At 64.6% G+C, this 18,328-nt stretch carries 17 protein-coding genes; 7 read left to right on the forward strand and 10 right to left on the reverse strand.

Annotated features, from left to right (window positions below; genetic code table 11):
• Nucleotides 1-185: 185 nt before the first annotated feature.
• Nucleotides 186-860, reverse strand: a complete 675-nt coding sequence (locus tag Q2941_RS06550) for a helix-turn-helix domain-containing protein (RefSeq protein WP_458191977.1) — start codon at nt 858-860, stop codon at nt 186-188.
• Between the two features lie 198 nt (nt 861-1,058).
• Nucleotides 1,059-1,319, reverse strand: coding sequence for a hypothetical protein (locus Q2941_RS06555; protein WP_156944207.1), 261 nt, complete (start codon nt 1,317-1,319; stop codon nt 1,059-1,061).
• A gap of 114 nt (nt 1,320-1,433) precedes the next feature.
• On the opposite strand from Q2941_RS06555, the gene Q2941_RS06560 reads away from it, so the two are divergent.
• On the forward strand, nt 1,434-1,832 hold the full coding sequence (locus tag Q2941_RS06560; RefSeq protein WP_458191978.1) for a hypothetical protein: 399 nt from the start codon (nt 1,434-1,436) through the stop codon (nt 1,830-1,832).
• Between the two features lie 129 nt (nt 1,833-1,961).
• On the opposite strand, the gene Q2941_RS06565 is transcribed toward Q2941_RS06560, so the two are convergent.
• The 4 genes from Q2941_RS06565 to Q2941_RS06580 all read right to left on the reverse strand — a co-directional run bounded on the left by Q2941_RS06565 (nt 1,962) and on the right by Q2941_RS06580 (nt 6,663).
• Complete coding sequence (locus Q2941_RS06565; protein ID WP_458191979.1) at nt 1,962-2,939, reverse strand: hydroxyacid dehydrogenase; 978 nt, start codon at nt 2,937-2,939, stop codon at nt 1,962-1,964.
• A gap of 14 nt (nt 2,940-2,953) precedes the next feature.
• Complete coding sequence (locus Q2941_RS06570) at nt 2,954-4,807, reverse strand: TRAP transporter large permease (RefSeq protein WP_458191980.1); 1,854 nt, start codon at nt 4,805-4,807, stop codon at nt 2,954-2,956.
• Nucleotides 4,808-4,814: 7 nt separating this feature from the next.
• Nucleotides 4,815-5,846 (reverse strand): TRAP transporter substrate-binding protein, encoded by a 1,032-nt coding sequence (locus Q2941_RS06575; RefSeq protein WP_458191981.1) that lies wholly within the window; start codon nt 5,844-5,846, stop codon nt 4,815-4,817.
• Between the two features lie 376 nt (nt 5,847-6,222).
• On the reverse strand, nt 6,223-6,663 hold the full coding sequence (locus Q2941_RS06580) for a DoxX family protein (protein ID WP_027522303.1): 441 nt from the start codon (nt 6,661-6,663) through the stop codon (nt 6,223-6,225).
• 96 nt (nt 6,664-6,759) lie between these two features.
• Here Q2941_RS06580 and Q2941_RS06585 point away from each other — a divergent pair, with 96 nt between their 5' ends.
• The 3 genes from Q2941_RS06585 to Q2941_RS06595 all read left to right on the forward strand — a co-directional run bounded on the left by Q2941_RS06585 (nt 6,760) and on the right by Q2941_RS06595 (nt 11,190).
• The gene (locus Q2941_RS06585; RefSeq protein ID WP_458191982.1) at nt 6,760-7,680 is read left to right on the forward strand and encodes a LysR family transcriptional regulator; all 921 of its coding nucleotides are present in this window, start codon (nt 6,760-6,762) and stop codon (nt 7,678-7,680) included.
• Between the two features lie 105 nt (nt 7,681-7,785).
• Entirely contained in the window at nt 7,786-9,267 is a 1,482-nt protein-coding gene (locus tag Q2941_RS06590) for a caspase family protein (RefSeq protein ID WP_027522305.1), read from the forward strand.
• Between the two features lie 255 nt (nt 9,268-9,522).
• Nucleotides 9,523-11,190, forward strand: coding sequence for a SulP family inorganic anion transporter (locus tag Q2941_RS06595; protein ID WP_027522306.1), 1,668 nt, complete (start codon nt 9,523-9,525; stop codon nt 11,188-11,190).
• A 5-nt stretch (nt 11,191-11,195) separates the two neighbouring features.
• Here Q2941_RS06595 and Q2941_RS06600 read toward each other — a convergent pair whose 3' ends face one another.
• Together Q2941_RS06600 and Q2941_RS06605 are read right to left on the reverse strand one after the other, a co-directional pair.
• A complete protein-coding gene (locus tag Q2941_RS06600) occupies nt 11,196-11,591 on the reverse strand; it encodes a hypothetical protein (protein ID WP_027522307.1) in 396 nt (131 codons plus the stop codon).
• 122 nt (nt 11,592-11,713) lie between these two features.
• A complete protein-coding gene (locus Q2941_RS06605) occupies nt 11,714-12,823 on the reverse strand; it encodes a Spy/CpxP family protein refolding chaperone (protein ID WP_254111198.1) in 1,110 nt (369 codons plus the stop codon).
• 6 nt (nt 12,824-12,829) lie between these two features.
• Between Q2941_RS06605 and Q2941_RS06610 the strand changes: the two genes are divergently transcribed.
• Nucleotides 12,830-13,096: a hypothetical protein gene (locus Q2941_RS06610; protein ID WP_458191983.1), complete on the forward strand. Its 267-nt coding sequence runs from the start codon at nt 12,830-12,832 to the stop codon at nt 13,094-13,096.
• Between the two features lie 69 nt (nt 13,097-13,165).
• Here the strand turns inward: Q2941_RS06610 and Q2941_RS06615 are convergent, their stop codons facing one another.
• Nucleotides 13,166-14,584 (reverse strand): FAD-binding oxidoreductase, encoded by a 1,419-nt coding sequence (locus tag Q2941_RS06615; protein ID WP_027522309.1) that lies wholly within the window; start codon nt 14,582-14,584, stop codon nt 13,166-13,168.
• 97 nt (nt 14,585-14,681) lie between these two features.
• Between Q2941_RS06615 and Q2941_RS06620 the strand changes: the two genes are divergently transcribed.
• The gene (locus Q2941_RS06620) at nt 14,682-15,197 is read left to right on the forward strand and encodes a thioesterase family protein (protein ID WP_027522310.1); all 516 of its coding nucleotides are present in this window, start codon (nt 14,682-14,684) and stop codon (nt 15,195-15,197) included.
• A 129-nt stretch (nt 15,198-15,326) separates the two neighbouring features.
• Here the strand turns inward: Q2941_RS06620 and Q2941_RS06625 are convergent, their stop codons facing one another.
• Nucleotides 15,327-15,500: a DUF1328 domain-containing protein gene (locus Q2941_RS06625; RefSeq protein ID WP_027522311.1), complete on the reverse strand. Its 174-nt coding sequence runs from the start codon at nt 15,498-15,500 to the stop codon at nt 15,327-15,329.
• 254 nt (nt 15,501-15,754) lie between these two features.
• Between Q2941_RS06625 and Q2941_RS06630 the strand changes: the two genes are divergently transcribed.
• Nucleotides 15,755-18,328: an ATP-dependent helicase gene (locus Q2941_RS06630; protein ID WP_458191984.1), complete on the forward strand. Its 2,574-nt coding sequence runs from the start codon at nt 15,755-15,757 to the stop codon at nt 18,326-18,328.

Genomic DNA, 18,328 nt, shown 5'->3' on the forward strand with positions numbered 1-18,328 from the left:
TGGCTAGTCCTTACCCCATGGGGGACTTTCACCTCCTATTCTTTGCCAGCTTTCCTGGCGCACTCCGTTCCGGGTCAAAATGAAGAACTCAACGTGAGCAAATCTAGTCCGCTATACCCTGCTGTCCGGACCTCTACGCGGCGTGCCGGCACTTCGCTGATGGGCCACAAGCGGAAGTTTACGAACTATCCTTGCAGATCCAACGCAAGCAGCTTTTTTCGGTTGAGGATCGTGATCTCGCGCTGACTACCAACAAAGCTGAGGACTTCTGCACGGTGTAGTCGAGATATTGAGCGAGATACAGTTTCGAGCGTCAAGCCAAGGTAGTCGGCAATATCTCGGCGGGTCATCGGGAGTGTCACGACGCCAGCAGCACTGAGCCGCTTATCCATTTCACCCAAAAACGCGGCAACTCTTTCCAAGGCGTCTTTGCGCCCCAGAAGAAGCATATGATTTTCCGCGTGCTGAAGGTTGGTGGTAGTCACACTAAGCAGGTTACGGGTCACGACCGCGTCGCTATCGGCCGCCGTCTCAAGGCTTTTCCGCTTTATGAGGCGCAGAGTGGTTTCGACAATTGCCTCTGCAGTAAATCGATGGGCATCGCCGTTCACCAGTCCGAAAATATCGCCCGCCAAGTGAAAGGCACCGATTTGACGCCGACCATCAGGAAGCATCTTGTAAGTTCGCACTGCTCCACTTCTAACCTGATAGACGTACTCGGCAGGCTCCTTTTCACCGTAGATCTCGCTTCCCTTTTTGTAAGTGAACTCATTTAGGCTCACGATCGGGTTTGAACTGCTCGTCAGGCCAAGATCGCTGAGTGTGTTAGAACGAGACTCCGTGGTGATGCGAACAAACAAATCCACCTCCCAAATCAATCGAACTTTTCGCAGAACATCCCAACAGAGTAGTGGCGCACCTCCCGCAATGGTTGAATCGTAAATCCGGCAAGCGTATTCCATGCCCGTCCGTTGGATCATTGTACCAAGGGACAATGCGACAACTGAGGCCCAATCGTTTAGTAGCGCGAGTTGGGGACCTCCCCGGCGAGTGGGCAATTAGTTGAGGCGATCGCGAAGCTTCTTGATGATTGCCCGCAATTCGTTTGCGTACTCCTCGATGATCCGCAGGGCCTCCTCGGTTCGCATCGGTTTCAACGGCAGCTCCTTTTCATCCGGACGTGGACCATCGGTCGATTTCATGTTGCAACCGTCGAACAGGGCTGAAATGGCCCATTGAGCTAAATCAACGTGTGGTCGATCGAAGTTGGAGGCATGGAGCGCGTTCGGTGAAAGCCGGGCGCGTCCGCTCCGGGTCAACAGGAGCGGTCGGCCTAACGATCGTGTGGCGTCCGGTTTCCCGCAGACCGCCGACATGGCGGTGGCTATTGCGCTGTTCGGCTCAGGGCCATCCGCGGATGCTCAGGTGTTTGGGTGAAACCAGCCGAACATTGCAACGCCGGCGCATCCAAGCAGGCCGAATGTCTGCAGGCCCATTTCCAGCCAGTACTGGACCGGAGCGGTATCTCTATGAACAACCCGCTTCGACAAGCCTGCAAGACTGTCTACAATCATGTCCAGAATACCAGTACTATGCGGGCAAGCCGTGATCTTTCTCTCGACAAGGCCAGACCGCACTGTGCGGAAGCAATCGACGCAAAGATAGATTGCGACGATGCGAGCGACGATTTCATAAAGAAAGAACTGCATTCAAAAATCCGTTCACCAAGTAACCGGTTTGATGACCAGGCCGTGTTGCGCGTCAATCGGCAGGGTTACAGGCTAGGTGCGGTCATGAGCCCGGATTTGGTGTTGGTTCAATTGCAGGAATGATCACGGCGCAGGTCGCGTCTAATCCGGCGCAGGAGCGTTAACGCCATGACTGATCGAAGGATTTCCGCCTGACCGCCAGAGAGCTGACGTCCGGGCCTTTATGAACACATGCCCCGGTTCAAGCGCTCTTCACGGACGGCGCGTCCAGCGTTCGGCATTGACGGCGCCCGGCGGGACCTCGCCCTTGATGATCGCCTCGACCTGACGCACTGTTTCCAGCGACTGATATTCGATCGCCTGCGGCGTCAGACCGCCGACATGCGGCGTGGCGATGACGTTGGGAAGATGCGCCAGCTCCGGCGACGGCATCTGGTCCGGCGCGCGGCCGACGTCCATCGCGGCACCGGCGATGCACCTCTCGCGTAGCGCCGCTGCAAGCGCCGCCTCATCGACGAGATTGCCACGCGAGAGGTTGATGAAGACGGCGTGCCTTTGCATGCGCGCCAGCGCCGCCGTGCCGATCAGATTCTCCGTCTGCTCATTGGCGATGGCGAGACAGACGACATAGTCGGATGCCGCCAGGAGTTCGTCGAGCGGGACGTGCCTGATTGCGGCATCTTCGATCGTCACGAAGGGATCGGCGACCAGCACCTCCATGCGCAGCACCTTTGCGACCTCGGCAAGATAGCGTCCGATGCTGCCAAAGCCGATGATGCCGAGGCTGCTGCCGGCGAGCTGGCGCCCCATCCGCGCCACCGGCTTGCGGCCCGCCTGGTAATCCGCCGTAGTTCGCGACACGCCGCGCGACAGGTCGACCATGAAGCCAAGCGCAAGCTCGGCCACCGCCTGGACGAAGCCGGGGCCGGCGCGCGTCACCAGCACGCCAACTTCCGAGGCGGCCTCGACACTGACGTTGCGGATATCGACGGCGCAGCGGACGAAGGCGGAGAGGCGCGGCAGTTGCCCAAAGATCTCGCCGCGGCCTTCGGTCATGCGGTCGGCGACGATGATGTCGGCTTCGGCCGCGGCGCGGACGAGGCCGGCGGCATCGAGCGGCTGGTCGCCCTCATGCAGCATCACCTCGGCCAGCGCTTGCAAGCCTCTCAGGCTGCGCTCGCCGTAATAATTCCTGCGCATCTCCGGCGTGTGGGCCAACAGAACCTTCACGGCAAGAACTCCCTCTAGTAGCCGAATGCGCGCGGCAACGCGGTCGAGATCGACGGCACGAAGGCAATCACGAGCAGGCAGAGCATCAACAGCCCGAGATACCCCATGATCGGCTTCACAGTCCGCTCGATCGGCACATTGCCGATCAGGCAGGCTCCGTAAAGCCCAAGCCCGAGCGGCGGTGCGAACAGGCCGATGCCCATCGCGATCACCAGCACCACGCCGAAATGCAGGGGATCGATGCCGAGCTGCACCGCGACGGGCAGGAGCAGCGGCCCGAAGATGATCAGCGCGGCCGCGCCCTCCAGCACCGAGCCCATCACGATCAGCACGAGGATCGCGAGCAGCATGAATAGCCAGACGCCGGAGGTCTTCGACAGGCCCAGCATGAAGTCGCCGACCGCGTGCGGCACCTGCTGCAGGGTCAGCGTGAACGCCAGCGACTGCGCGGCCGCGACGATGAACAGCACGAGCCCCGCGCGCGTCGCCGCCTGCACGAAGCTGTGGGCGGCGGCTTTCAGCGTGAGCTCGCGGAACACGAGGCTGCCGACCAGGATGGCATAGGCCGCGGCGAAGGCGGAGATCTCGGTCGCGGTGGCAAAGCCGGTTTTGAAGCCCGCAAAGATCATGAAGATCAGGCCGAAGGATGCGATCGCACCGCTCCACAGGCCGGACACCGGGACTTGCGGCTCCGCCTCCTCGGTCGCCGCCGGCGGCTTGCCGAAGATGATGGACACGGCGATCAGCACCAGCGCCATCAAGGCCGCCGGCAGCAGGCCCGCCATGAACAACCCGCCGATCGAGAGGTTCGCGACGAAGCCGAGAATGATCAGGTTGATGCAGGGTGGAATGGTTTCCGCCATCACTGCGGAGGCCGCGAGCAATGCCACGGCGCTGCCCGGATTCTGCCGGGAGCGGCGCGCCGCCGGGATCAGCACCGAGCCGACGGCGGCGACATCGGCCATCTTCGAGCCGGAGATGCCGGAGAACAGCACCATCGAGGTGACCATCACGACGTTGAGGCCGCCGCGCATGCGGCCGACCGCGCGCTGCAACAGCTCGATCAGGCGCACCGACATGCCGTTGGCTTCCATGAGGTAGCCGACCAGGATGAAGAACGGGATCGCGAGCAGTACGAAATTGTCGATGCCGCGCGCCATCTGCTGGGCGAAGATGACGCCGGGCAGCGCGCCCTCCACCCAGATGAAGATCAACGCCGCCAGCGCCAGTGCAAAGCCGATCGGCAGTCCGCCGAACAGCGTGACGAAGAAGCCGATCAGCATCAGCGTGCCTGATGACGGCACCGACGCGGGCAGCAGCGCGTCCCAGGCGAGATAGAGACCGGTGACCACGATGATCGCAACGAGGCCCCTGGCGATGTCGGAAAGCGGCCTTGCGCAGAGCTGATCGATCGCAAACACCGTCATGAACAGCGCGCCGACGCCCATCGGGTAGAACGTCAGCTCCAGCGGCAGCCCGGATCCTGTGGTCTGGCCCGTGGTCAGGGTCCCCAGCTTGATCGCGTTGTAGGCGACGTAGGCCGAGATCAGCACGATCAGCAGCGCGCTCGCGGCATCGACCAGCGCCCGCAGCCGTGGAGTCAGCATGTCGCGGAAGAAGGACACGCCGACATTCTCGCCGCGCGCAAGCGCGCTCGCCGCACCAAAAAAGGCCGATCCGACCATCAGACCGCGCGCGACGTCGTCGGACCATTCGACCGGCGCGTTGAAGAGGAAGCGCAGCAGCACCGAAACGCAGACCACCACGAGGTCGGCGGCCAGCAGGATGGCCGCGATTGCGTCGCTCAGGCGCAGCAAAAGGGTGATGCTCCCGCGGCGGCCGCCTGAGAGGGACGCGGCGGCGGTCATCGTCATCTCAGGCCTGGGTCGCGCGGATCATGTCGATGACGGGCTTGGATTCAGGCCGCGCCTTGATGAAGTTATCGGTCTGCGGCATGACGCGCTTCCTGAACGCCTCGCGGTCGCATTCGGCAACCGTCACGCCCTTCTCGGTCAGAGCCGCCAGCGCCTCCTTCTCAACCGCAAGGCCGTGCGCACGCGTGTCGGCCGCGGCCTTCTTCGCAGCATCGAGAAAGCCGTCGCGCAGCTTCGGATCCATGCGGTTGTAGGTCATGTCGCTGAAGTAGATCGCGAGCGGCGAGAAGTTGTGCTGCGTCAGCGCATAGAACTTTGCCGTCTCGAAGAACTTGCTGGCGAGAATGGTCGGCGGGTCGTGCTCGAGCCCGTCGAGCACGCCGGCCTGCAGCGCAGTGTAGATTTCGCCGAACGCCAGCGGCGTCGCCGCTGCGCCCATCAACCGTAGGCATTCCGTGATGACGGGATTTGGCAGCGTCCTGATCTTGAGGCCCGCGAGGTCCTCGGGCGTTTTCACCGGCTTCTTCGCCAGCACGCTGCGCGAGCCGAAATTATAGGCCCAGGCGATGATGCGGATGTTTGCGCCCTTGAGCAGCGCATCCTCGATCGGCTTGGCGGCGCCGGCATCGAACGCCTTGGTCTGCTGCGGGAAGCTCGCAAAGAGATAGCCGAGGTCGAAGGTGCCGACGAGCGGCACCAGATTGGCCGAGATCGACGAGCCCGACACCATCAGGTCGATGACGCCGAGCTTCACCGAATTGATGACGTCGATTTCCTGGCCCAGCTGGTTGTCGGGGAAGAAAGCGACCTCGACCTGCTCACCGAGCCCGTTGGCCTTCAGCTGCTTGACCAGATTGTCGTAGTAGACGCGGCCGTTGGCATATTTGGGATCGTTCGGCAGCGATGAGGAGCATTTCAGCTTCAATGTCGCGGCTTCCGCGCGGCCGATGATAGCGGGCGAGAATACGAGGCCGGCGGTTATCGCCGTCGAGGATTTGATGAACGCGCGACGGCTCACTGGCACTGACGTCATTGTGCTCTTCTCCCCAAGTCTTTTTTATTTTGTGCCGCAGTCGTTGCCGCAGCCGTTTGATCGACTGTAGGGCCAAAGCGACGAGACAGGCAAGGGTAGCGGCACGTGGCGACCCGGAGGGCGGCAGGCGCGGATGTTTTGGCGACGAGACGCGCGATTGGCCTATCTTTGCAGCTGTTTCCAGCAGGCCGGCGCGATGCGCGATGGATGGTGCGGCGCTCGGCCAGCCCAAGACCGATCGATCCAATTCAGGTATGGATCGATGCAGAAGTCATATTGATTGCTCTCGGCTCTCGCCGTTGGCGCAACGGAACGAGAAAAGGCTGCGGGATGTGGTCCCGCAGCCCTGTCTCTCAATCAGTCCTCGCGAACGATCTCAGCGCGAATGCGCGCCGCTCAACTGGCCGATCGCATCGCTCTGGCGCGAGGGGCGAAGCGCATAGGCGCCGTCGCCGAGCAGCGCCTGCGCAAGCAGTGCGATGGCCCAGAAGGCGGGGAATTCCCAGCCGCCCTTTGGATTGGTGAAGAAGAAGCCGGCGCCGCCGTGCACGGTGAAGATGGCGCCGAGCAAGATCGGAATGCCGGCGAGCGCAGCGTAGCGGGTCCACACGCCGAGGATCAGGGCGACGCCGCTCAGCACCTCAACCGTCATCACGAGATAGGCTAGCTCGGGCGGAAAGCCGAGGCTGCCGAAGAACTTTGCAGTCCCGGCCGGGGTAAAGACGAACAACTTCAAGCTGGCATGGGCGAGAAACAGCGCACCCAGCGTCACGCGCAACACCAGCGCCGCATAGGGCGCGGTACGGGAATCGATCATAGCGGTCTCCTTTGATGGCCCACCTTATGATCTATTCTCAATTCGGTGATAATCTGCTATTCTGGAAAAATAGTTCACACCCATAGAGTGAGATCATTGCTCGACCGCCTGACCAGCCTGGAAGTCTTCGCCAAGGTGGCGGCGGTCGGCAGCCTGTCTGGCGCCGCGCGCGCAATGGGCCTGTCGCAGACCATGGTCACCAAGCACGTTGCGTCGCTTGAAAGCCGCCTCGGCATCAAGCTGTTCCATCGCACCACGCGCCGGCTGTCCATCACCGAGGCCGGGCGCAGCTATCTCGAATCCTCCGAGCGAATCCTCGCCGACATGGAGACCGCCGACGCCGCGGCCGCCGCCGAACGGGTCGAGCCACGCGGGCTGCTCCGCGTCAACGTGCCGGTGGTGTTCGGCACACGACAGATCGCGCCGCTGCTCGGCGATTTTGCCGAGCGCTATCCGAAGGTCACGACCGAGCTCGGCCTCAACGACCGGCTGGTCGACCTGGCCGAGGAAGGCTGGGACCTTGCGATCCGCATCGGACGCTTGCGCGACTCCAGCATGGTGGCGCGGCGGCTGGCACCGAACCGCCTAGTAGTCTGCGCTGCGCCGGCCTATCTCGCCAAATACGGCACTCCGCGCAAGGTCGCCGACCTCGCCGCCCACAACTGCCTCGGCTACACGCTGTCGCAGCAGGCGAGCGCCGCGGAATGGCTGTTCGGCGCGGACGGCGAGATCCGCGTCCAGGTCAACGGCAACCTCCGCGCCAACAATGGTGATGCGCTGCGTGCCGCGAGCCTCGCTGGCCTTGGCATCGCGCGGCAGCCGACCTTCATCGTCGCCGATGATCTGCGCGCCGGGACCCTGGTGGCGCTTCCGCTCGACCAGCCGGAGGTCCGGTCGTCGGCGGTGCATGCGGTCTATCTGCCGGATCGGCGGCCGCCGGCGAAGGTCCGCGCCTTCATCGATTTCCTGGCGGCGCGCTTTTCGCCGGACCCGCCCTGGGATCGTGGCCTGTTCTGACCCATTTTGCCGCACATCCCAAAGTGAGCTAGCGCACAGACGCCGTCACGGCGCGCGGCTAGAAGAGCTGTCACCCTCGCGCGCATCGCCGATGGAGGTGACACCATGCGCCGTCCAGCCCTTTGCAATTTGCTTCTTGCATCCAGCCTTCTCGTTCTTTCGCAGCTCATCGCACCGACGGACGCCTCCGCCGAAACACGGCTCGCGCTCGTGATCGGCCAGTCCGCCTATCGCACAGTGCCCGAACTGCCCAACGCCGCCAACGATGCCAAGGGCATGACGGAGCTGCTCGGCAATGCCGGCTTCAACGTCACCACCGCACCCAACCTGGCGCAGAACGAGATGCGTCAGGCGATCAGCGATTTCGCCGGCAAGGTCAGCGCCAGCGGCGCCGACACCGTCGCATTGGTGTTCTATGCCGGCCACGGCTTGCAGATCGACGGCGAGAACTATCTGGTGCCGGTCGATCTCGATCCGAAGCGCGAGGCGGACATTCCCTTGCAGGGCGTGCGGCTGAACGACCTGCTCAACACGCTCGGCGCACTGCCGACGCGCGCGCGCATCTTCATGCTCGATGCCTGCCGCAACAATCCGTTCCCGGCGCTCAATGGCGCCGGCCACGGGCTTGCGATCGTCGACACCAAGGCCGGCGCGCCGGGCTCCTTCATTTCCTACTCGACCTCGCCCGGCGCGGAAGCCGAGGACGGCGCCGGCATCGACAGTCCCTACACCACGGCGGCGCTGACGATCGCCAAGCAGCCGAATCTGCCGATCGAGGAAGTCTTCAAACGCATCCGCGTCGCCGTCGCCCAGTCGACGGACGGCCGGCAGATCCCGTGGGAAAGCTCGTCGCTGACGGCCGACTTCAAGTTCTTCGGCGACAGCAGCGGGCAGCAGCTTTCCGTTCCCGGCGCGGGTTCGCCGGCGCTGGCCAGCGCGAGCCGCACCGTCGAGGACTGGCGCCAGGAGCTGCGCGGCAAGGAGCCCAAGGTCGCCTATGATCTTGTGATCGCGGACGACTCCGTGCCCGCGTATCAGGCCTATGTCGAGCTGTTCGCGCAGGCCCCCGCAACGCCGCGCCTGCGCACGATCCTGGAGCGTCGGCGCCAGATGCTGGCCTGGGAGCTAGCGGTCGCGATCAACACCCGCGCCTCATACGAGACCTATCTCACGAACTGGGGCAGCAGCGACCTTGCGGCAACCGCGCGCAGGCTGCTGCTCCGCGTGCAGAACCGCAACTACGGGCCGACGGCTGCGGCCGCCGCAGTACCGGTCGCCGTCGCGATGGCACCGACCTGCCCGTGCTCGACGCCGTCCACACCAGCGACGCCGATCAATCCGACGGTCGCCCCGATCATCAAGAAGCGCGTCGACGACACGCCGCCAAAGAGGAAGGTCGTCGACACGCCGCCAAAACCGCGCCGGCCGCCACCCGACGAAGTGGTCTACGAGCGCGCCCCGCCCCCTGATCGCGGGCCGCCGCCCGGCGCCGTCATGCAAGGCATCGGCATTGGTGTCGGAATTGGCATGGGCATGGGTATGGGCGGCGGCCGCAGCGGCGGCGAATACAATCGCGGCAGATACTGAGCCCACCTCGCACGATGCGGAGGACAGGTGCGCCCTCCGTCATTGCGAGCGAAGCGAAGCAATCCAGGCTGCCTCTGTGGAAAGTTCGGGATTGCTTCGTCGCAAGAGCTCCTCGCAATGACGACTGAGAAGCCGCCGAGCACCAACTATCACCCCGACTTTTCTGTTGATGGCCGCGAAGCCACGCCATCGGCCGCTCCCCGTTCCGGAAATGCTATAGTCTGATCGAGCAACACGGACTTTCCGAGGACCTCGATGCCGCAAGACGCACACACCAAACATGCATGGCCGCTGTTCCGGTCGCTTGCGTCCTATTCGTTGCCGGCAGACCTGATGGCGGGCCTGACGCTGGCGGCGATCGCCATCCCCGAGCAGATGGCGACATCGCGGCTCGGCGGGTTCGCGCCGCAGATCGGCTTCTTCGCCTTCATGGCGGGCTCGCTCGGCTTCGCGCTGCTCGGCAGCAACCGCTTCCTGTCCTGCGGCGCCGATTCCACGATCACGCCGATCTTCGCCGGCGGCCTTGCGGCGGCCGCCGCGACCGGCTCGCCGGAATATCAATCGCTTGCGATCGCGCTCGCGCTGATGGTCGGCGCGATGCTGGTCGCGAGCGGCATCTTCCGCCTTGGCGGCATCGCCAACCTTCTGTCGGTGCCGGTGATGGTCGGATTCCTCGCCGGCATCTCCGTCCACATCATCGTCTCGCAACTGCCGGGCGTGCTCGGCGTGGAGGCGCCAAGCGGACCGACGCTCGATCGCATCGGCACGCTGGCGCGCGAACTCGGCCGGTCCAATCCCTCCACGATCTTTATCGGCTTCGGCGTGCTCGCCGTCGTCTTCATCGCCGAGATGATCAGCGCCAAGATTCCGGGCGCGCTGATCGGACTTGTCGGGGCGACGCTGGCGGTGATCGGGGCCGGGCTCGAAGCCAAGGGCGTGAAGGTGGTCGGCACTGTCCCCGGCACGCTGCCGATGCCGACCTTGCCGGAGCTTGCACCCGAGGCGTGGGTGCGCCTCGTTCCGCTGGCCTTCGTGATCACCGTCGTCGTGATGGTTCAGACCGCGGCAACGACGCGATCGTTTCCCTCCGATCCCGACAAGCCCGCCGACGTCGACCGCGATTTTCTCGGCGCCGGCGCCGGCAGCCTGCTTGCGGGCGTATTCGGCGCGTTTCCGGTGAACGCCAGCCCGCCGCGCACGGGCATCGTGGTCGAGACCGGCGGGCAGTCGCAACTGTCGGGGCTCGCCGCAGCCGTGATCGTGCTGGCGCTGCTCGCCTTCGGCACCGGGCTGTTGAAACACGTGCCCGACGCGGCGCTCGGCGGCATCCTGCTGTTCGTGGCGCTGCGGATCATCCGCGTGAAGCAGATCGCCACGATCTATCGCCAGTCCTTCAGCGAGTTCCTGCTAATCCTTGCTACTGCCGCGCTGATCATCGTGCTGCCGATCCAGCAGGGCGCCTTCCTCGGCATCGTGCTGTCGCTCCTGCACGGAATCTGGAGCACGACGCGCGCCAAACTCGTCGAGTTCGATCGCGTGCCCGGCACCACGATCTGGTGGCCGGCACATCCGCACATCGCGGGCGAGCGTCTTCCCGGCGTCGCCGTGATCGGATTGCAGGCGCCGCTGTCGTTCCTCAACGCGCCCGGATTCCGCAACGACGTCGCCAATCTGCTGAAGACCGCGACGCCGAAGCTGATGGTGCTGGAAGCGAGCGGCATGGTCGAGATCGACTTCACCGCGGCCCAGGTCCTGCTGGACGTCTTCAGGGCATGCCGTGAACAGGACGTCACCGTCGCCGTGGCGCGGCTGGAATCGGTGCGGGCGCAGAACGCGTTCGAACGCTTTGCGCTGTTTGACGTCCTGCCGAGAAACCACGTCTTTCACAGCGTACACGAGGCCGTCGTCACGCTCGCCAAATAAGGGCCTCACTGGCCGAGCGCGGGGTAATCCTTTTGCGTGGCCTCCCGAACCCAGCTCGCCTGGATCGCGCGATAGAGGATCTGCGCCGTCTTGATGTCGCCCGCCTTCATGCAGAGATCGACGATGCGGCGGACGGCGTCGTCGCGCATCAGATCGTCCGAGATCTTCATCGCGATTTCCATCGCAGCGCGCGCCGCGCGCTCATAGCGCTCGCTTTCGAGCTTGCGCTGTTTCTCCAGCGATTTTCGGCCGTGGTCGGCAGAACCGCCAACCAGTTCTGCGCTCGCGGATGCGGACTGGCAGATGTTGCGGATGCGATCGGCGGCCTCGATGTCGCCGATCGGCCACTGGATCGGCTCATCCCAGACGTCGGACGGCTTTCGCCTTGCGAACCACTTCATCGCCCCGCCACCCGTGGTCTTCCAGCCACCGCATTGTCGAGCTTCAGCTCTGCGCAGCATAAAGAACCCCGTCGCGCTCGGCGAGGCAGTTTTTCCCGTCAAGCCTTTGGCTTGCGACGCGCTCAGGACGTCCGGCGCGGACCGATCGCCTCGAATTGCGCCTTCTGCTCGTCATTGAGCGTGGCATAGAAATCCTCGAGCGCGTCGCGCACCGACTTGACGCCGTCGAGCATGACGTCGAGCCGCTTGCGGATCGCAGCCATGCGCGCCGGCGGCGTCATCACGTCACTGGGCTGGCAGGCCGCCTTGAGCGACGCGCTGACCTTGGCGCTGGTATCCTGGAGCACTTGCAGCGCGGCGCGCTGGGTGTCGTCGGGATGAAGCCGTGCTTCGATTTCGGCGCCCGGCCAATCGAGCCCAACAGGCGTACCGCAATTCTGCACCAGCGATGCATTGGCATTGCTGGACGCAGGCGCGCGGCGCTGCTCCTCGGCCAGCGCATTGAAGCGCGCCTTCTGCTCGTCGGTGAGCGAGCCGTAGAATCTGTCGAGCGCCGGTTGCACCAGCCCGACGGCCTTCGCCATCGCCTCGACGCGCTGCTGCATGGCCGCGAGCCGGCCGGGCGCCGTCGCCGCGACCTGCGTTGGACAGGACGCGCGGATCAACTCGGCCGCCTGGATCGAGGCATTGCCGAGAGCATCGAGATCGGCGCCTTGCGCGTCCGTCGGCTGCACCGCATCCGCGATCTGGTCGATCGGCAGACCGACGATCTCGCGGCGGTCGCTGCCGCAGAGCTGATCGAGCCCAACGCCGCGCGCCCGCCGTCGTCCATACGAGCGTTGCGGCAGATAGGTTGCAAGGCCGTCATAGCCGTAGGGGCCGAAGATGCCGGCATAGATATCCGGGTAGCCATAACCCCAGAAGCCGAGACCATCGCCCCAGATCGTATAATCGTAGAGGTCGTTATAGGCGAACGGCCAGAACAGCGGTCCCACCCAGCCATAGAAGCCGCCGGGATGCTGCCACCACCCGCTGCTTGCGCCGTGCCAGCCGGCGAGTGCGGCCGCGGCCGCAATCTGGGCCCGCGCCGCCGGATTGCTGATCAGCCGGCCATTGCGGAAGGCACTGGAGTGGACGTTCAGCGCATTGCGGAAGCCCGCAGGGCGCACAGCCGCATTGCGGATCTGACCGAAGTTCCGACCGCCATGTCGGGCACCGGTTGCGAAGCGCATTCCGCCATGATGTCCGCCGCCGTGCACATGACCGAAGCCGTGACCGCCAAAATGGCCGCCACCATGATGGCCACCGCCATGCCCACCGCCGTGACGTCCACCACCGTGCCCGCCGCCATGACCACCGCCATGACCACCACCATGACCACCACCATGGCCACCGCCGCCGCCCTTGGCCAGAGCCGCACCCGCCAGCATGCAGGCAAGCACCATCGCGGCAATTCCAATGACCGGTCGCAACATCGCATCCTCCCGAGAGTACCGCGCCATTGAGGCATCGGAACGTGTCGGGAATTGGAACCGGCGCACTTGCCGAAAGTTCCCGCGCCGAGGCCGGCGGCGCTAGCCCGCCGGCACGATCTTGCCGGGATTGAAGATGTTTTGCGGGTCGAGCGCCTTCTTCAGCGCCCGCATCGCATCGAGCGCTTCAGGGCCGAGCTCGGCCTGGAGATATTTCTGCTTGCCCTGGCCGATACCGTGCTCGCCAGTGCAGGTGCCGCCCATCGCCTGCGCGCGCTCGACCAGGCGATGCATGAACTCCTCGCCGCGCGCCATCTCGTCGGCATTGTCGACGTCGCAGAGCAGCGAACAGTGGAAATTGCCGTCACCGACATGGCCGACGATCGGCGACAGCAGGTTGAGACGCTTCAAATCCTCCTCGGTCTCGGTGACGCAATCCGCAAGGCGCGAGATCGGCACGCAGACGTCGGTTGCGACCACGCCGGCGCCGGGCCGCAGCGCCTTGACCGACCAATAGGCATCGTGCCGCGCCTGCCACAGCTTGGTGCGATCCTCGGGCTTGGTGGTCCAGGAGAAATCGCCGCCGCCGCAGTCTTTGGCGATCTCGGCGAAGGCTTTCGACTGCTCGGCCACCTCGATCTCGCTGCCGTGGAATTCGAGCAGCAGCAGCGGCGTCTCCGGCAGAGTCAGCTTCGAATAGGCATTGCAGGCCTTCACCTGAGCAGCGTTGAGGAGCTCGATGCGCGCAACGGGAATGCCGGTCTGAATCGCGAGGATCACTGCCTGGCAGGCGCCATGCACTGTCTCGAAGGAGACGGCGCCGGCCGCGATCATCTCGGGGATGCCGCGCAGGCGGATGGTGAGCTCCGAGATGATGCCGAGCGTGCCTTCGGCGCCGATGAAGAGATGCGTCAGATCGTAACCGGCCGACGACTTCTTCGCGCGCGTGCCGGTCGTGATGATCTCGCCGTCGCCGCGCACGACCTTCAGCGCAAGCACGCTCTCGCGGATGGTGCCGTAGCGTACCGCGTTCGTGCCCGAGGCGCGTGTCGATGCCATACCGCCGAGCGAGGCATCGGCGCCGGGATCGATCGGGAAGAACAGGCCCTGGTCGCGCAGATGCTCGTTCAGCGCCTTGCGCGTCACGCCGGGCTCGATCACGCAGTCGAGGTCCTCGGCATGCACCGCGAGCACCTTGTTCATGTCGCGCAGGTCGATGCAGATGCCGCCCGCGGGTGCATTGACCTGGCCCTCGAGCGAGGTGCCGGTGCCGAACGCGATCACGGGCACGCCGCTCCCAGCGCAGATCCGCACCACGTCCTGGATGTCTTTGGTCTCCTGCGCCATCACCACGCCATCCGGCGGCTGGTTGGCGAGCCAGGTCGTGGTGTGGCCGTGCTGCTCGCGCACGGCCTGCGAGGTGATCAAGCGATTGCCGAAGCGCGCGGTGAGCGCTTCGAGCGCACTCGCGAGGGCTTTCGGCTCAGGCCGCGGCGGATTATTGGTGATGGTCATACCCACGGACATTCCTCCCGACAGAGGACCGTGGCAAAGGACATATGGCGGGTCAAGTCAAGGGACCCGACGCATGTCGGAAAGGAACACGGCGGGAAGGAAGATGATGCAGAGTGCTGCCCCGGGAGATGCCACGCTCACGTCCCAGCCGTTCCGTTCTTCGATCATGCAGATCGAGCCGCAATGGATCGACTATAACGGCCATCTGAACATGGCCTATTACAACGTGATGTTCGATCGGGCGATCGACCAACTCTGGCTGAAGCTCGGGATCGGGCCGACCTATATGAAGGAGCGCCACGGCTCGACCTTCACCGCCGAGTGCCATGTGCGCTATCTGCGCGAGATCCATCTCGGCGATCCCGTGCAGATCTCGGTGTGGCTGCTGGAAGCCGACGACAAGCGGCTGCACACTTTCGAGGAGCTTCGTCACGCAACCGAGGGCTGGCTGTCGGCAACCTCCGAAAACATGTCGCTGCACATGGACATGGCCTTGCGGAAAGTGGCGCCCTTCCCGGCCGACATTCGCGAGAACATCGCGTCCGTGGTCAAGGACCACAGCGCGGCGCCGCGACCCGAGGGCATCGGGAGGAACGTCGCGATGCCCTCGAAGCGCTAGCGACTTAGACCGCTGTAACACCTCGTCCTGAGGAGCCCCCGAAGCTGGCGTCTCGAAGGATGCAAGCCACGGTGGGGCCTCATGGTTCGAGACGCGCTTCGCGCTCCTCACCATGAGGGGCTTGTCACGCTAAACCCTGGTGCGGCCGCGGGCCAATCCGACCACGGCCGAGATCAGGAACAATACGACCGCGATGAAGAAGATGACCTTGGCGATTTCGATCGAAGCGCCGGCGATGCCACCGAAGCCCAGGATACCGGCGATCAGTGCGATAACCAGAAACGTCACAACCCAGCCAAGCATGGTCAAAACCTCCGTCTCGATTGTCTGCGGACGATCGGCGCGGCCTCGCGCCACGCCTCGTTTGCACAGACAATCTCGAGCTCGAAACGATGGTTCCTGGCTGAGCGGGGCGGAAATTCGCTGAGAGGGCAGGAACAAATCGGCCTTCGGCGTACGTGGAAAACCCCTCGCCGCCGCCCCATATAGGGGTTAATCCCTGTTATGAAGGCTCCCCTCCGCCACCCCGCGGTGCCATCGTGGGGCCACTGATTCGCATGACCGAGCCGAGCAAAATTACCTCTCACAGCGTCCCCGACCATCAGCCCGCGGCCGGCGGCATTGCCGCGCGCGCCCGCGCCTCCGTGGGCCCGAAGTATCTGGCCGGCCTCAATCCCGAGCAGCGCGACGCCGTGGAGACGCTGGACGGCCCCGTACTGGTGCTCGCCGGCGCCGGCACCGGCAAGACGCGCGTGCTCACCACACGCATCGCCCATATCCTGAGCCAGGGCCGCGCGCGCCCCGGCGAGATCCTGTCGGTGACCTTCACAAACAAGGCCGCGCGCGAGATGAAGCACCGGCTCGGCCAGATGCTTGGGCAGGCGGTCGAGGGCATGCCGTGGCTCGGCACCTTCCACTCGATCGGCGGCCGGATTCTGCGGACGCACGCCGAGCTCGCGCAGCTCAAGTCGAATTTCACCGTGCTCGATGTCGACGATCAGGTGCGGCTGTTGAAGCAGCTCCTGCAAGCCGAAAACATCGACGACAAGCGCTGGCCGGCGCGCATGCTGGCCGGTCTGATCGACGGCTGGAAGAACCGCGGGCTCGGCCCAACGCAGGTGCCGTCAGGTGAAGCCGCGATGTTCGCCAACGGCAAGGGCGGCAAGCTCTATGCGAGCTACCAGGAGCGGCTGAAGATCCTGAACGCCGCCGATTTCGGCGATCTGCTGCTGGAGAACATCCGCATCTTCCGCGAGCACCCGGATATCCTGCGGCAGTACCAGCAGCGCTTCAAATACATCCTGGTCGACGAATATCAGGACACCAACGTCGCGCAGTATCTGTGGCTGCGGCTGTTGTCGCAGGCGCCCTCTTCTTTCACCTCTCCCCGCTTGCGGGGAGAGGTCGGATCGCGCAGCGATCCGGGTGAGGGGGACTCTCCAAGCACCGAGCTCTTGGAGGCAGCCCCTCACCCCAGCCCTCTCCCCGTGAAGGACGGGGAGAGGGAGAAGACCAAGAACATCTGCTGCGTCGGCGACGACGACCAGTCGATCTATGGCTGGCGTGGCGCGGAGGTCGACAACATCCTGCGCTTCGAGCACGATTTTCCCGGCGCCAAGGTCATCCGGCTGGAGCGCAACTACCGCTCGACCGGCCACATCCTCGCCGCCGCCTCGCATCTGATCGCGCATAATGAAGGCCGGCTCGGCAAGACGCTGCGCACCGAGGACGAGGACGGCGAGAAGGTCACGGTCACCGGCGCCTGGGATTCGGAAGAGGAAGCCCGCGGCATAGGCGAGGAGATCGAGCAACTCCAGCGCCAGGGCGAGCGGCTCAACGAGATCGCGATCCTGGTCCGCGCATCCTACCAGATGCGCGAGTTCGAAGATCGTTTCGTCACGCTCGGCCTTCCCTATCGCGTGATCGGCGGCCCGCGCTTCTATGAGCGCGCCGAAATCCGCGATGCGCTCGCCTATTTGCGCGTCATCAACTCGCCCGCCGACGATCTCGCCTTCGAGCGCATCGTCAACACGCCCAAGCGCGGGCTTGGCGATGCCACCGTGCAGATGCTGCACGATCATGCCCGCAAGCGCCGCATTCCGCTGTTCGAGGCGGCGCGCGCCGTGGTCGAGACCGACGAATTGAAGCCGAAGGCGCGCGGCTCCTTGCGCGACCTCGTCACGCAATTCGACCGCTGGCGCGCCCAGCGCGAGGTGACCTCGCATACCGATCTGGCCCAGATCGTGCTCGACGAGAGCGGCTATACCGAGATGTGGCAGAAGGACCGCTCGGCGGACGCCGCGGGCCGACTCGAAAACCTCAAGGAGCTCGTGCGCTCGATGGAGGAGTTCGAGAACCTGCAAGGGTTCCTCGAGCACATCTCGCTGGTGATGGATCGCGACGGCGGTGCCGAGGAAGATGCGGTGTCGCTGATGACGCTGCATTCGGCCAAGGGGCTCGAGTTCGACAACGTATTCCTGCCGGGCTGGGAGGAAGGCCTGTTCCCGAGCCAGCGCACGCTGGACGAACAGGGCCGCGCCGGCCTCGAGGAAGAGCGCCGGCTCGGCCATGTCGGCCTGACCCGCGCCCGCCGCCGCGCAAAACTCTATTTTGCGACCAACCGCCGGATTCACGGCACCTGGTCGACCACGATCCCCTCGCGCTTCCTCGACGAATTGCCGGCGGCCAATGTCGAGATCACGGAATCCAAGGGCGGCTCCGCCTGGGGCGGCACCGGCGGCTACGGCGCCTCGCGCTTCGACGACATGGAAGCCTTCGGCTCCAGCTATTCGACGCCGGGCTGGCAGCGCGCCCAGGCGAATCGCAACCGTGGCCAGGGTGGCCGCAACGGCGGCGGACGCGGTGGCTTCGAGGAGGAGCCCTCGCCGTTTTCCACAGCGCCCGATTTCGGCGGCAGTTTTTCGTCGCGCCGTCGCGGCCCGATGACGATCGAAGGCGAGCTGGTGGCCAAATCGACCGGCACGACGTCCGAATTCTCGATTGGCGACCGCGTCTTCCACCAGAAATTCGGCTACGGCCGTGTCGCCAAGATCGACGGCAACAAGCTGACCATCGCCTTCGACAAGGCCGGCGAGAAGAAGGTCGTGGACAGTTTCGTGCAGCGGGCGTGA

The sequence above is a fragment of the Bradyrhizobium sp. UFLA05-153 genome, assembly GCF_054185185.1.

Bases quoted from the DNA above. Each gene is read 5' to 3' on its own strand.
- Q2941_RS06600 (WP_027522307.1), bottom strand. From the start codon at position 11,591: ATGAAGTGGTTCGCAAGGCGAAAGCCGTCCGACGTCTGGGATGAGCCG.
- Q2941_RS06570 (WP_458191980.1), bottom strand. From the start codon at position 4,807: ATGACCGCCGCCGCGTCCCTCTCAGGCGGCCGCCGCGGGAGCATCACC.
- Q2941_RS06595 (WP_027522306.1), top strand. From the start codon at position 9,523: ATGCCGCAAGACGCACACACCAAACATGCATGGCCGCTGTTCCGGTCG.
- Q2941_RS06625 (WP_027522311.1), bottom strand. From the start codon at position 15,500: ATGCTTGGCTGGGTTGTGACGTTTCTGGTTATCGCACTGATCGCCGGT.
- Q2941_RS06580 (WP_027522303.1), bottom strand. From the start codon at position 6,663: ATGATCGATTCCCGTACCGCGCCCTATGCGGCGCTGGTGTTGCGCGTG.
- Q2941_RS06620 (WP_027522310.1), top strand. From the start codon at position 14,682: ATGATGCAGAGTGCTGCCCCGGGAGATGCCACGCTCACGTCCCAGCCG.
- Q2941_RS06575 (WP_458191981.1), bottom strand. From the start codon at position 5,846: ATGACGTCAGTGCCAGTGAGCCGTCGCGCGTTCATCAAATCCTCGACG.
- Q2941_RS06610 (WP_458191983.1), top strand. From the start codon at position 12,830: ATGATGTCCGCCGCCGTGCACATGACCGAAGCCGTGACCGCCAAAATG.
- Q2941_RS06605 (WP_254111198.1), bottom strand. From the start codon at position 12,823: ATGCGCTTCGCAACCGGTGCCCGACATGGCGGTCGGAACTTCGGTCAG.
- Q2941_RS06590 (WP_027522305.1), top strand. From the start codon at position 7,786: ATGCGCCGTCCAGCCCTTTGCAATTTGCTTCTTGCATCCAGCCTTCTC.
- Q2941_RS06630 (WP_458191984.1), top strand. From the start codon at position 15,755: ATGACCGAGCCGAGCAAAATTACCTCTCACAGCGTCCCCGACCATCAG.